Source organism: Marinifilum caeruleilacunae, assembly GCF_013141825.1.
Taxonomy (GTDB): Bacteria; Bacteroidota; Bacteroidia; order Bacteroidales; family Marinifilaceae; genus Marinifilum; species Marinifilum caeruleilacunae.
In genome coordinates this window covers 35,912-49,249 of record NZ_RZNH01000020.1, presented here as the reverse complement: position 1 = coordinate 49,249, position 13,338 = coordinate 35,912, and the positions used below count along the sequence as shown (strand labels likewise).

Annotated in this window: 13 protein-coding genes; 5 read left to right on the top strand and 8 right to left on the bottom strand. The window is 36.8% G+C overall.

What is annotated here, in order from left to right; all coding sequences use genetic code 11:
• Nucleotides 1-6: 6 nt before the first annotated feature.
• From ELS83_RS12610 to map, 3 genes are all read right to left on the bottom strand, one after another.
• Nucleotides 7-480 (bottom strand): FAD synthase family protein, encoded by a 474-nt coding sequence (locus ELS83_RS12610; protein ID WP_171595918.1) that lies wholly within the window; start codon nt 478-480, stop codon nt 7-9.
• Nucleotides 481-579: 99 nt separating this feature from the next.
• Nucleotides 580-1,275: a 2-C-methyl-D-erythritol 4-phosphate cytidylyltransferase gene (ispD, locus tag ELS83_RS12605; RefSeq protein ID WP_171595917.1), complete on the bottom strand. Its 696-nt coding sequence runs from the start codon at nt 1,273-1,275 to the stop codon at nt 580-582.
• 120 nt (nt 1,276-1,395) lie between these two features.
• Nucleotides 1,396-2,175, bottom strand: a complete 780-nt coding sequence (map, locus tag ELS83_RS12600) for a type I methionyl aminopeptidase (protein WP_171595916.1) — start codon at nt 2,173-2,175, stop codon at nt 1,396-1,398.
• Between the two features lie 181 nt (nt 2,176-2,356).
• Here map and ELS83_RS12595 point away from each other — a divergent pair, with 181 nt between their 5' ends.
• A complete protein-coding gene (locus ELS83_RS12595; protein WP_171595915.1) occupies nt 2,357-5,380 on the top strand; it encodes a DUF2268 domain-containing putative Zn-dependent protease in 3,024 nt (1,007 codons plus the stop codon).
• Between the two features lie 80 nt (nt 5,381-5,460).
• Here the strand turns inward: ELS83_RS12595 and ELS83_RS12590 are convergent, their stop codons facing one another.
• Nucleotides 5,461-5,832 carry a hypothetical protein gene (locus ELS83_RS12590; protein WP_171595914.1) on the bottom strand — a complete coding sequence of 124 codons (372 nt, stop codon included), beginning with the start codon at nt 5,830-5,832 and terminating at the stop codon, nt 5,461-5,463.
• Between the two features lie 399 nt (nt 5,833-6,231).
• On the opposite strand from ELS83_RS12590, the gene ELS83_RS12585 reads away from it, so the two are divergent.
• Nucleotides 6,232-7,230 (top strand): sensor histidine kinase, encoded by a 999-nt coding sequence (locus tag ELS83_RS12585; protein ID WP_171595913.1) that lies wholly within the window; start codon nt 6,232-6,234, stop codon nt 7,228-7,230.
• 5 nt (nt 7,231-7,235) lie between these two features.
• Nucleotides 7,236-7,940: a LytR/AlgR family response regulator transcription factor gene (locus tag ELS83_RS12580; protein WP_171595912.1), complete on the top strand. Its 705-nt coding sequence runs from the start codon at nt 7,236-7,238 to the stop codon at nt 7,938-7,940.
• 20 nt (nt 7,941-7,960) lie between these two features.
• Here the strand turns inward: ELS83_RS12580 and ELS83_RS12575 are convergent, their stop codons facing one another.
• The 4 genes from ELS83_RS12575 to ELS83_RS12560 form a co-directional block, all read right to left on the bottom strand.
• Nucleotides 7,961-8,602 carry a CPBP family intramembrane glutamic endopeptidase gene (locus ELS83_RS12575; RefSeq protein WP_171595911.1) on the bottom strand — a complete coding sequence of 214 codons (642 nt, stop codon included), beginning with the start codon at nt 8,600-8,602 and terminating at the stop codon, nt 7,961-7,963.
• 13 nt (nt 8,603-8,615) lie between these two features.
• Nucleotides 8,616-9,119 (bottom strand): hypothetical protein, encoded by a 504-nt coding sequence (locus ELS83_RS12570; protein WP_171595910.1) that lies wholly within the window; start codon nt 9,117-9,119, stop codon nt 8,616-8,618.
• A 407-nt stretch (nt 9,120-9,526) separates the two neighbouring features.
• The gene (locus ELS83_RS12565; RefSeq protein WP_171595909.1) at nt 9,527-10,177 is read right to left on the bottom strand and encodes a hypothetical protein; all 651 of its coding nucleotides are present in this window, start codon (nt 10,175-10,177) and stop codon (nt 9,527-9,529) included.
• 177 nt (nt 10,178-10,354) lie between these two features.
• Nucleotides 10,355-11,623: a metallophosphoesterase gene (locus ELS83_RS12560; RefSeq protein WP_171595908.1), complete on the bottom strand. Its 1,269-nt coding sequence runs from the start codon at nt 11,621-11,623 to the stop codon at nt 10,355-10,357.
• 197 nt (nt 11,624-11,820) lie between these two features.
• Here ELS83_RS12560 and ELS83_RS12555 point away from each other — a divergent pair, with 197 nt between their 5' ends.
• Entirely contained in the window at nt 11,821-12,393 is a 573-nt protein-coding gene (locus ELS83_RS12555; RefSeq protein WP_171595907.1) for a nitroreductase family protein, read from the top strand.
• A 204-nt stretch (nt 12,394-12,597) separates the two neighbouring features.
• Entirely contained in the window at nt 12,598-13,314 is a 717-nt protein-coding gene (locus ELS83_RS12550; protein WP_171595906.1) for an SIMPL domain-containing protein, read from the top strand.
• The last annotated feature ends 24 nt before the right edge of the window (nt 13,315-13,338 follow it).

Here is a 13,338-nt window from a genome sequence, read left to right as displayed (position 1 = left end):
ATCTAATTATTTCGTTTGTCCGTTACTTGGAACTATGTCCGGATTTGCATGATTATCAATGCGTTTTTTAATCTCGGCATAACTATCGTAGATTTTCTTTTTTAGTGCAGTTGAACTGGTTCCTGCTCCATATGGAAAATAGAATACTTTTACTCCATATTCTTCCAAATAGTCATACTTTCCTGTCCAGTCGTCACCAACAACAAAAATATCGATATGCAATTTTTTGACGATTTCCTTGTGATCTAAAGATCTTTGCGGGATTACAATATCAGGATTTTTAAGTCCCTCGACAATGGCCAGACGCTCTTCGAATGGTACAATAGGAGGAGCTTTATACGAACTTACCAACTCATCGGTACTTACGCCTACAATTAAAACATCACCTAGTCCTTTGGCATAATTAATCATTTTTAAATGATTGCTATGAAACATGTCAAAAGTGCCTGATGTATATACGATTATCTGATTTTTGCCCATCTCTGCTATCTGTTTGTTGATTAATAGGCGTAAAGGTACTTTTTTTTACCAAAAATTAAACCAGGCTCTGGCTTTAATCCTGAAATTGTGGGGAAAGGTCTATTTTTTATCAGCAATTTGTGCGCCTTGCAGCAAATCTTGTTCGAAAGTAATTTTGATGTTCGATTCATCACCTTCAACAATATGAATGGCTTCTTTTGGTAGATATTTAAGCACAACGCCACAATCATCTGTTGCCACAAAATTTTCATCGGCCATGGCTATGTCGTACGCTCTTTTTATGACCTTATACGAAAAAGCCTGCGGAGTTTGCGCCCTTCTTAATAAATTACGATTCGGGACCGATTCGATGGTTTCATCCTGAGTAAGACAGAAGATGGTATCGGTAGTTGGAATCGCAACAGCGACTGATTTGCCTGATTGCAATTCGCTAATTACATCATTAATAATGCGAGATGACACAAATGGACGAACAGCATCGTGGAAGATGAGGTAAACATTTTGTTCACGCTCATATGCATTGATTGCAGCCAGGCTCGAATCGCTTCTCTCTTTGCCACCGCTTAAAACATAGCGAACTTTGGAGTAGTTGTATTTGGAAATTAATTCGTTTATTTCAGAATGATAATCGGCATGAATTACAATGCAAATTTCATCGATATTATCGTGCTTTTCGAATGCTTCAATGCTGTGTTGAATAATTGGCTTATCTCCAATTGTAAGGAATTGTTTCGGTAGAGCACTTCCCATTCTTTTACCGCTTCCGCCTGCCAACAGAACTGCAACCTTCTTCATAGTTTAAAGTTTAGTGATGAGCTAAATTAATACAAATTCTTTCATTGCGAAAGTGAAAAAAAATAACCGTCCCAAATTTTATTTAAGACGGTCTATATTCCAATAAGTGGGAAATTTTATCTATCTGAAGATTTCATAATCACCAACATCTGTTAAGATGTCGTACCCATCTTTTGTTACCAAAATGGTATGCTCAAATTGAGCCGAAAGCTTTTGATCAATGGTTCTGGCAGTCCATCCATCGTTTTCGTCAACTACAGCACGTGCCTTGCCAAGGTTTATCATTGGCTCGATTGTAAAAATCATGCCCTCTTTCATTTTTGGACCTGAATTTCTTGCTGCAATATGTTCTACCTGTGGTTCTTCATGAAATTCTAAACCAATTCCATGACCGCAAAATTCATACACAACGCTGTATCGTTTCGATTGCGCAAAACGACCAATCATAAAGCCAATGTTTCCAAAGTAATTGCCCGGTCGAACCTGTTCAATGCCCAAATACAAAGCATGTTCGGTATCTTCTACCAATCGTGCAGCTTCTTCGCTAATATCACCAATGGTAAACATGGTGCTGGTATCACCGTAATAGCCATCCAAAATGGTAGTTACGTCAATATTTAAAATATCGCCTTCCTTCAGGATGGTTTTTTCATCCGGTATACCGTGACAAATTACATCGTTTAATGAGATACAGCACGATTTGGGAAACCCATGATAATTTAATGGAGCAGGAATGGCTCCATGATCACGAATGTACTCTTCGATTAATTGATCAAGCTTAAGTGTTGATACGCCTTCTTCAACGTAATTACTGATATATTTTAAAGTGTTACCGGCCAATTGGGAACTCTTTCTGATTCCTTCAATTTGTTCCGGTGTTTTGATTACAATTTTACCCATAGTGTAAATCTATTCAGATATATTTAATCAATTTTATTAAGGAGGCAAAGGTCTGCATTGCAATTGACTTTTGCAAATGGAAAATTACTTATCAAATTACAGGTATAAAACATCCGTAAATTAATTTTGTTTACAGTGTATTAGTTTGGTATTTTAAGGCGTTCAATAAAAAACTGAATTTATGATTAAAAGTTTGACCATATCAGTATTGTTAACACTGTTATCTCTCATTGGATATTCGCAATATTTCAATACCGGGCAAGATCCTGCTTCCATCAAATGGAAACAAATCAAAACCGACGATTTTCAAATTATTTTCCCACAAGAATCGGAAGAAAAGGCACGTTATGTGGCAGCACTATTCGAAGATTTAATGGAAAAAGGTGGAGAAAGTCTTCAAAGAAAGCCAAAAAGATTTTCAGTTGTACTTCATACTCATAGTAGTACTTCAAATGGTCTTGTGGCCTGGGCTCCAAAGCGTATAGAGTTGTATACAACATCATCGGCAGATAATGATGCACAGATTTGGCTGGACCACCTTGCTACTCATGAATATCGTCATGTGGTACAATTGGATAAAATCGAACAAGGTTTTACACGAGTATTAAACTATATATTTGGTCAGCAGGCAACTGCTGTTGTTGTAGGTTTATATCTTCCTCCGTGGTTTTTGGAAGGCGATGCAGTTGGTCTTGAAACATCTTTGAGTTTTTCGGGAAGGGGCAGGTTGCCGCAATTTGAACAGGAGCTAAGAGCTCAGTTGCTGGAGAAAGGTGAATTTTCATACGATAAGGCCATAAATGGGTCCTATAAAAATTATGTCACAGACCGATATAAGTTGGGATATTATTTGGTTTCTAAAGCCAGAATTAATTATGGCGATCAGATTTGGGAGAAGACACTTACAAATGTTGCTCGTAAACCTCTTGGCATTGTCTCTTTTTCAAATGGTATTAAAGAAAGTATGACAAATAAAAGAGAGAAAGTTTATTTGAAAATGCAGGAGAAACTGGAATCTGCGAAGTTTAAGATTGAAGGTATCGATTTAAAATCGCTACAGTATACCAATGAGTATAGCGATGGCAAATTGATGCTCTATTTCGATAGTATGAAGGAGTTATTGCTTGAATGGAAAATAAAAGATTCTGAATTGCAATTGTCAGAAGTACAACTGTTAAGCGAGAGAGAAAAGTATTATACAAACAAGCGTATTCCTACTTCAATAAGCGAAGGTAAACTGATATATTTAAAACAAGGTCTATCGGATGAGATGCATTTCGAAATGCTTTCTCCTGATGGAAAAACAGAAAAGTTGTTTACGCCAGGCTATTTATCGAATACTGATTTCGACGCAAGAAAAGATCATTTGTTGTGGGCCGAATACAAACAAGATATCCGATGGGAACATGCTGACAAGAGTGTTGTTGTAAGCTACAATATCAATTCAAAAGAGAGGAGGACATATCAGCATAATATCTCTCTTTTCTCGCCCTCATTTAGCAGAGATGGGAAAAAGATTGTAGCTGTAGGTTCCGATCATAAAGGCGATAACAGTTTATTGACCATTGACACCGAAACTGGATTAATTGGGCAAAGGATTTTGGCGGGTAAAAATGAATATTATCAATCGCCTCGCTTTATAGATAATGAGCATGTGGTTTTAATTTTGTTGAATCAGCAGGGAAAACACCTGGTGAAAATGAATTTGAACACTCAAAAAAAGGAAGTGCTTTTTAGTTCGGGTTTTGCCGATATGTCGCGCCCTGTGCCTAATGGCAATACCATTTATTTTAATGCCTCATTTGCTGGTATTGATAACCTGTTTGCATTGCAACTAGGTTCAAATAAGCTTTATCAGCTTAGCTCTTCGCGATTTGGAGCAAGAGATGCTTTTGTCGGAGAAGATCAGCAGCTGTATTATTCTGATTATACATCGGATGGTTATCTTATCGCAAAAACTGTTGTCAATCAAGAGAATTGGAAAGAATGGAATGGTGACTATTATGAGTATCCAATTGCGGAAAAACTTTCTGAACAAGAAGAGGGAAAATTGAAGGCTGATACGAGTAATCTGGATCGTTTCGAAGTTAAAAACTACTCGAAGCTTGCAAACCTTTTTCACTTCCATTCATGGGCACCAGTGTTTATCGATGGATTGGAGGCTGAAGCCGATATAGGTGTATCCATTGCAAGCCAGAATAAATTAAGCACTTTGTTTAGTACGATTGGGTACAAGCGTGAAGAGGGATTCGATAACGGACAATTGTATGCCAACCTTTCCTATCGTGGATGGTTTCCAATTGTCGATTCGAAATTTTCTATTGGCGACCGAAACAGTACTTATCTTACTTTGGCACAACGTGAGCAGCCTGAGCAGGTTGATACCCTACAGGTAAATACAGAGTGGAGACAATGGGAGTGGGAAAACAGCATTAGTTTGCCATTTAATTTTTCGAGTGGGCAGTATAGCAGAAAACTCGTTCCAAAATTCACCTACAGTCTTGTAAAATTTGCCGATTTAAATACGCGTGCCCTGGCAACAACTCCAAACAATTCATTAGGATTGGGCAATTACAATTTTATCGATGAGTCGTTTACGCAGGAAATTATGGAGTACCAGCTTTTTGGATACAATATTGCCCGAACAGCACCCAGAGATGTGCAGTACCAATGGGCGCAAATTTTTGAGCTGAACTATCGTAATACTCCTTGGGGAGATAGAGATTTGGGCAATACCTGGTCGGCAGAAGCTCACTTGTATTTCCCGGGCTTTGTAAAGCATCATGGAATTAAATTGTATGGAGGGTATCAGTACAGATCGCTAAACAACTCAAGATTTTCCAATAGTATTAAAAGTCCGAGAGGGATGTTTGATTTGTACGGAAAACACATCGGAACACTTGGTGCCGATTATGCCATGCCACTTTTTTATCCGGACTGGAACCTTGGACCATTGGCATATTTTAAGCGTTTAAAAATGAATGCCTTTATCGATTATGGATATCAGGACAGAAGGATAGAAAACGAAGAAGGACTGTTCCAGTTTAAAGATGACTTTATATCTGGTGGACTTGAATTAAGAACTGATTTGCATGTTTTGCGATTTTCAGCTCCTGTTGATTTGGGGGTTCGTGTTGGTTATGAAAATCAAAGTAAAGGAGTTTTTGCTGACTTCCTGATTTCGTTTAGTCTTACAGCTTACTAAAGTCATTTTATCACAATAAAAAAGCCACAATTTCTAAACAGAGGTTGTGGCTTTATAGGTATTACAAGACAAATATCATTTTAAGATTCAGCTTTTTTTGCATTCATATAACGAAGGCTCATCCAGAAAATTCCGGAAATGGCAAACAGAACCGCCCCGGTAAGTGGTGAAATCATACTTACCCTAATTCCTCCGGCAATGGCTGCAGGCGAAATTCCTGGATATTCCTGGATAACGCTTAAGGCTTGGGATAGTCCAACACCTTGCCATAGTACTCCTAAGAAAAAACTTAAGCTTCCCAAAAAAAGAATGGCATCGAGGTGTCTTTTGGTGATACAACCTGCTTTCGAAAATTTTGCAGCCGAAATAATTGACCACACAATTGCTCCTAATCCCGATATCATAACGGTGCTCATTCCAATAACACCACCTTCAATAATAAAATCAAACATGTTTTAATAGGTTTTGGTTAAACAAAAATACAAATCAAACTTATTAGCTGTTCTTTTCTTTTCAAATTAAATGCGATAAGTAGATCTATACTTGCGATAAACGACAGGGGATTTCAGTTCAATGATCATTACAAAGATCTCATTCTTTGGAAAGTTTCTGTGCTATGCTTCTAAATGCCTGTTATATCAGTAGAAACGATATTAAGATTTGTCTTGTGAAGCAAAAACATATGGTCATTTATCGCATTATTTGAACTGTTTATCGTATATCAAAAAGAAAGAGGTGTGCTTATTTTTAATTTATTTATTTTCGTAATGATTATGACTCAAAACACGGTACTTACAATAAAAGCAGCAAAAATCTGGAGGAAGATCATTCTACCGATCTCGAGCTGGTCTATGGCAATTTTATTTGTCACTGTATTTTTTGGACTTTCGAGTCAGGATTACTACTCGGCCTTTGTGTTCTGCTTGTGTTTTGTGCCACTAGCTTATGTTTGTACCCGTTTTTTAAACGATTTCCTGATACCCAAATACCTACTCAAAAAGAGATATTTCAGGTTTTGGCTGTTCCTTTTTTATCTTTTGTGCGCTAGCCTTGGGCTTGCCACTTTAATTATTGCCGGGCTTTTTATATTGGTTTGGGATTATTCGCTTGTAGGAATCGACCCGGCAACAATGGATATTCGCTTTCTGCTGGTTGGCTTGTACTTTATTATTATTGTAGGAGTAGCCTACCGACAACTTCAGAGAATATTAAATGAACAAAGAATGCGCGAGCTTCAGGATAAAATGAAAGTGGAAACAGAGCTTCGATTAAAAGAGGCAGAATTGAGTTTATTAAAAGCACAGGTAAATCCTCATTTTTTGTTCAATTCTTTGAACAGTATTTACGGATTGAGTCTTGAAAAATCGGAAGAAACTCCAAAAATGATCATGCTGCTTTCCGAGATTTTAGATTATACGCTTTATGGTTGTTCTTCCGATTTTGTAGATCTGAATCAGGAAATTGAATTAATAGAGAATTATGCGGCCATACAGAAGGGAAGGTTTGCTAACTCCTTCGACATAGAAATTGATATGCATGAAGCCAGGCAATTGAATCTCTCGATTGCACCATTGCTTTTTCTTCCATTGGTTGAGAATTGTTTTAAATATGCTGCCCGTAAAGAGAATGAGGCAAGCAAAATATCAATTCGTATGAAAGTAGATAACAGCCTGATATTTCAGATTAAAAATCCCCTTGGATTGGGAAGAAAGAGTCAAAAAAATGGAGGAATTGGAATTGACAATTTGAGGAAGCGCCTGGATCTGATTTATCCTGAGCAATATGGCTTGGAAATCCGCGAAAGCGAACAAGATTACGAGGTTGAATTGAGCCTGATGATATTAAATTAAAAGACATGCAAAAGGTAAAATGTTTGTTATTGGATGATGAGCCCATTGCCATCAGAATTATTGAAAGACACCTGGAAAACTTCCCCGAAATTGAAGTAGTTGGATGTTTTCATTCTGCACCACCAGCAATGAGTTTTTTGAGAGGGAACGAGGTTGATCTGATATTTTCTGATATAGAAATGCCGCAGATAAATGGTTTGCAATTCCTGAAATCATTACAAAATCCACCTGCACTGATTTTTACCACTGCTTATCGAAATTATGCTGTTGAGGCTTTTGATTTAGATGTAGTTGATTATTTAATGAAACCCATCTCGCTCGAGAGAATGGCGAGGGCCGTAAATCGTTATCACGACCGTTATCGGGAAAATGGCTTTACTGAAGGTAGTTGCTCGCCTAGCGAAGAGGTAATTAATTTAAAAGTAGATAAAAAGATTGTGCGTCTGTCCTTGCATAAAATTAAGTATTTCGAAAGTTTTGGAGATTACGCCATCTGCAGGTGTGATGATACGAAATACATTAGTCGTGAAACCATGTCTCATTTAATGGAACTGCTTCCTTCCGATCGTTTTATTCGTATTCATCGACAGTTTATTGTGCCAATAGGAAAAATAGAATCGATATCAGGCAATACACTTTCTCTTGGCGATATTGCTTTACCAATAGGGAGGTCGTATCGAAAAGAATTAAAAGAGAAAATAAACCTTTAATTCTTACAAATACTAAACATCTATAGATTCAAAAGTTTTCCAAAGATTTCTAGGAAAGGATCTTGATCTAAGACCGTATAGTAAAACAGTGCACCCAACCAGCCATGAAAAATTCCTAATACGTATAAATTTTTCTCTTTTAGGTATACATAGCCATAGAAGATGGCAAGTATAAAAGTGCCACCAATTAACCAATAATCGGGATAATGAACCAAGGCAAACAAAACAGCGGCAAATAAAACAATTGCATGCTTACTAAGCTTTCTGTTGGGATTGTCGTACAGATTTCCAGCCACCAAACCAATCAACAGGAATTGTTGTATGCTGCCCCAAAGAGGATAAAATAACAAAACTGGAATGATGTGCCAGGTAGGATTGATGCTTCCCTGAATTCCACCAATCACAAAGAATGCAAGAATTGCAGTTAAACCAAAGGGGAGAACCACTTTTAATACCTTGGTAAAATTATCGGTTCGGAAGCCCCAGTATTTTAAGATGCCTTTATTTGTTTTGCTTCGGTACCAAATGTAGGCGCACCACAATATCGTTGCACTCAACACAAAGGGGAAACGCCAGTTTAGGTAATCCATAAACAGGAATTTTCCCAATACGGTGAGGATAATGGCTATCAGTTCGAAGGTTTTGAAGTTGATTTGATGCATTGGTAAAAGGGGCTTATCCAACTTTATATCCTGCAAGAACATTTTCAATTATTTTTTCTTTAAGGATTATTTCATGGCCATTAGAATCGATATAGGTCACATTTTTAAGAATTAAAGTGACGACATAGTTGTCTTCACACTCATTTTTGTCGTGAACAATCCTGATTTCAACTGTACCTTCTTTGGTCCACCATAGGTTTTCTACTTCTAGTCCGTCCACCGGGTAATCTTTACAGAAATCATGACTTTGCTTATTGTACTTCGTAATATCCGAAAAGATGTGTTCGTTTTGATGAATCTCGAAAGACTTATAGTTGCCACTTAAATTCAATTTTTCCCGGTCAACAGTCACATTGATATAGGTAAACTCATGATTTGGAAGTGTGATCGTATCAAAAACGATAAAGTCTCCACATCCGTTCCAGTTGACTAATGTCAGGTCAATTTTATCGCAACCTTCATCGCAGGAACTGAATAATACAGAGAAAAGTAGAAGTAGGTAAAAAAAACGTTTCATAGATTTTGGGGTAAAAGTTACAAATGGAGTTTATTGCATATTAAGTTTACAATTACAAATCTGATTTGCTGGTACATTATCAATAATCATTATCTATTCCAATTTGCTGATAATTCCCTCTTTTGTTAAGAGGGTTAATATCACCTTTTTTTACATGTAATATACCTCTTCTGGGAAGTGGGAATAATTTGACTGTTTGCTTGGAATTATTTGTCCTGATATTTGTCTTGATAACAATTACAGCTTTAACATTTTTTTGGGTATCGCGATCATGACAACAGTGCCAATATAGATCACCACTCTTACAATGGCATGATTCTTTCTTTCCCAAAATTTGATGCTCTATTTTGTATTCTGGGATAATGGAACTCAAGATATGAATGATCTTATCAGTAAGCCACATTTATTTATTTATTTATTAAAAATTTCATGATTTCATTAATAGCTTGGGCTTGGGCATTATTTACTGTACAATTAATCGATCCATCTTCACATGCCCATTCAAAACCAGGATTTTTTGAATTACCCGTATAAGTGCAATCCAATTGGATTTTATTCTTTTTTCGATTGTAAAGCTGGATTCGGATATCGGTGTACGTTTGTCCTTCGTCAATATATGTTCTCACCAAAATAGGATTGATCAGCCAATCTACCTTGTGTTTTTTGGTGATGTTTTTATAGTTTTCGATACTTTCATTCGATGATTCATGAACTGAGAATACCAGGCAATTAGAATTGTAATTGTAAAGTTTATAAGTGATAAAGCCCGAAAATCCAATACTAACTCTAGAGAAATAATTCATCTCTTTAGCAAAAAGATAGTCTTTGTATTCCATTACAACTTCATTTTCCTGCTTGGCTTTTTGTTTTATTGAAGAAAGAATGTTTTCATCGTACTCGGGAGTGGTAATTAGTTTCATTTCATATTTTCTAATTTCCTTTTCGAACTTTTCATCTATAACTTTTTCATATGGATCCAATACAATAAGCTTAGGTTGATATTCTTGTCCAATTAATGATGTTGAAATTAGTAATAATAAAAATGTGATTGTTTTCATTGGATAGGGATTAGGAACTAATACAGTTAAATTTAACTATAAAATATTTACTGTAATAATGGTAGAGCTAATTCATTATCATTAAAAATAAGAGTGTTGTAGTTTCTAAAAGAAAGGGATGGTACAAAAAAAGGACACGAAAAAACGTGTCCTTATTCTATCTAATTTATTTATTTCCTATGCCAATTCTACCACAGTAATTTCCGGTGGCATTCCTATTCTACCCGGGAAACCGATGTATCCAAAGCCTCGGTTTACATAGAGGTACTGATCTCCCTCGCGATATAATCCGCCCCAGCGTGGGTATTTGTACTGTACCGGACTCCATTTGATTCCGGCACGCTCAATTCCAAACTGCATTCCATGTGTGTGTCCTGCGAAGGTTAGGTCGATATCCGAATTTTTAATTACCTCTTCGTCCCAATGCGAAGGGTCGTGACTTAATAATATTTTAAAAGGCAAATGCTCTTTGCCCTCGGTTGCTTTGTTTAAATCGCCATGCTGCGGAAATGGAGGTTTACCCCAATTTTCGACACCAACCAGGGCAATTTCTTCACCTTTAATATTTATCGTTTCTGTTTCGTTCAGCAACAAGCGAAAACCCATTTGCTTGTGAAAATGCTTAATGGCAGCAAGGTTTTTGGCCTTATCTTCTTCCGATCGCCAATAGGAGTAATCGCCATAATCGTGATTTCCCAAAATGGAATATTTGCCAATTTTAGCTTTCATCTTGCCCAGAACAGGAGCCCATCCGTCGGTTTCTTCGGCAAAATTATTTACAAGGTCGCCGGTAAAAACAATCAAATCTGGTTCTTGTTCATTAATTAACTCAACGGCTTTTTCTACCTTCTCGAAGTTCTTGTTAAAACTTCCCAGGTGCATGTCAGATATCTGAACAATTTTTAATCCTTTAAATGCTTTCGGAAGATTGTTGAAACTAATTCTTTCGCGCATTACCCGATAATTGAATTTCCCTTTGGTTACTCCATAAAGGATAGATGCAAACGGAATGGCAGCCAATATCAATCCCATTTGGTACAAAAACTCGGATCTCTCCATCTTTCTCTTCGAATTAAACTGTGGTACACTTTTATTCTTTCTCTCTCTGAACCAGGAAATGGTTCTTCTTATCGCCCCTTGTATATCCTTTATTAAGACGAAAAATATGAATATGAACTTTGGAAAATAGAACAAGGCAAAGCCTGCTACCAGGTAGCCTGAATAAATGTAGGCCTCGGATTTTTGTACATGTTTAATACCAAACATGAATGTGGTAAATGCTGCAAAAATAAAAACCGATATGCCCCAAAATAAAGCAGTTAGTGTGTGTCGTGCAAATGAATACTTAATTCTTGCAATCAGAGGTTTTATGCCACGATAGGTATAAATATCAACCAGCAGCATAAATAATAGTAGAGGTATTAACAAATAAACGCTTGCTCTCATTCTTGTTTCAAAGATTCCTTCAATCTGTTCTAAATCAGCTCCAAATATATAGAATAAAATACTACCTAGTCCTTAATAATTGTTAAAAAAGAGCTATATTCATTATCGGGCAACAAAAAATAGATTTTAAGATTGAAACAAATGGCAATTGTGATTTGTTTATAAAAAACCGAGTAGATTTCATTAAATCAATTCATATGACACAACAAATACACGAATTAATCGATAAAAGATGGAGTCCGAGAGCATTTTCGAATCAGTCCATTGATGAGGAAAAAATAGAAAAACTATTTCAGGCAGCCTCTTATGCTGCATCATGTTTCAACGAGCAGCCTTGGCGTTTTGTATACGCTACAAAAGATTATCCGGAACGATACGATCAGCTGTTTTCATGTTTGGGCGAGTTTAACCAGATGTGGGTGAAGACCGCTCCAATGATTATTTTAACCGTTGTTTCCAAAAAGTTTGGGCGAAATCAAAATCCGAACGATCATGCCCGACACGATTTAGGCCTGGCAATTGGCAACATGTCACTACAGGCTTTGAGTATGGATTTGTATATGCATCAGATGGCTGGTTTTTCAACCGAAAAAGCGCGAGAGGTGTTCGATATTCCTGAGGATTTTGAGCCTGTTACCATGATTGCTGTTGGGTACTTGGGTGATCCTGATCAACTACCTGATAGTATGAAGGAAATGGAATCGCCAACACGCGATAGAAAAAATCTGGCCCAATTGTTGTTTGATGGCGATTGGGAGAAAATGAGATAAATAAAAAAGGCTCTCCAAAGAAGAGCCTTTTTTGCTGATAATTTATGTGATATTTTCTATCAATTTTAATTCAATCGTGATTTTGAATTAAAGAAGGCGCAAGATAATGAAAAAAAGACTAAAACATCTTTAATTGATGTGGCTTTTTATGTAATAATTCATTTGACTTCGATAATGAGGCAATAAATCAATAAAAAATAAGAGATGAAAAAGTTAATTCCAATTGTATTTATGCTATTTATAGCGATTGCTGCTGCAGCCCAATCAGAAATGCCAACACTTCATGTGAAAGGGGAAAGTAAGATTTTTCAACAGCCTGATATTGTTGAAATATCGCTTACTATAAGTACAAAGGCCAGTGAATATGAGGCTTGTTTAAATAAAAACTTTTCTGATGTGGATGGTTTGAAAAAGTCATTGGAATCTGCTAAAATTAAAAGTTTGAAAATTTTCGACTCAGGCCAGAGAGTAAATGAAGAGAGAACCTACCAGTCGGGCAGACAAATACCAGATGGCTATCGGGTTATTTACAGCCTTAAGCTGAAGTTGGAAGCGAAGCCTAAAACCATTCATTCATGCCTTGAAGTCCTAAAATCGGCGAATGTTGATTTGAATTATAATGCCAACTATGGCCTAAGTCCTGAATTGATTAAATCGACAGAAGCCAAGTTGATTGCATTGGCCGTAAAGGATGCTAAAACAAAAGCTAAGGTGCTGGCCGAATCAGCAGAAGTACAATTGGGAAGCATTCAGAATATTAATTACGGAACGGTAAAAACCATTTACGGTCCTAAACAGCATATGGCTGAAATGAGAATGGATAAGGCCGGATACACTGGGGCACAATCATTCACAAATCCAGATCCTATTGTTCTTACGGACCATGTTGAAATCACATATCTTCTGCTAGATACACAATAAGCTTGCGTTCTTCTAACGCCTTGA

Coding starts and splice junctions, on each gene's coding strand:
- ELS83_RS12610 (WP_171595918.1), bottom strand. CDS start 480: ATGGGCAAAAATCAGATAATCGTATATACATCAGGCACTTTTGACATG.
- ispD (WP_171595917.1), bottom strand. CDS start 1,275: ATGAAGAAGGTTGCAGTTCTGTTGGCAGGCGGAAGCGGTAAAAGAATG.
- map (WP_171595916.1), bottom strand. CDS start 2,175: ATGGGTAAAATTGTAATCAAAACACCGGAACAAATTGAAGGAATCAGA.
- ELS83_RS12595 (WP_171595915.1), top strand. CDS start 2,357: ATGATTAAAAGTTTGACCATATCAGTATTGTTAACACTGTTATCTCTC.
- ELS83_RS12590 (WP_171595914.1), bottom strand. CDS start 5,832: ATGTTTGATTTTATTATTGAAGGTGGTGTTATTGGAATGAGCACCGTT.
- ELS83_RS12585 (WP_171595913.1), top strand. CDS start 6,232: ATGGCAATTTTATTTGTCACTGTATTTTTTGGACTTTCGAGTCAGGAT.
- ELS83_RS12580 (WP_171595912.1), top strand. CDS start 7,236: ATGCAAAAGGTAAAATGTTTGTTATTGGATGATGAGCCCATTGCCATC.
- ELS83_RS12575 (WP_171595911.1), bottom strand. CDS start 8,602: ATGCATCAAATCAACTTCAAAACCTTCGAACTGATAGCCATTATCCTC.
- ELS83_RS12570 (WP_171595910.1), bottom strand. CDS start 9,119: ATGAAACGTTTTTTTTACCTACTTCTACTTTTCTCTGTATTATTCAGT.
- ELS83_RS12565 (WP_171595909.1), bottom strand. CDS start 10,177: ATGAAAACAATCACATTTTTATTATTACTAATTTCAACATCATTAATT.
- ELS83_RS12560 (WP_171595908.1), bottom strand. CDS start 11,623: ATGAGAGCAAGCGTTTATTTGTTAATACCTCTACTATTATTTATGCTG.
- ELS83_RS12555 (WP_171595907.1), top strand. CDS start 11,821: ATGACACAACAAATACACGAATTAATCGATAAAAGATGGAGTCCGAGA.
- ELS83_RS12550 (WP_171595906.1), top strand. CDS start 12,598: ATGAAAAAGTTAATTCCAATTGTATTTATGCTATTTATAGCGATTGCT.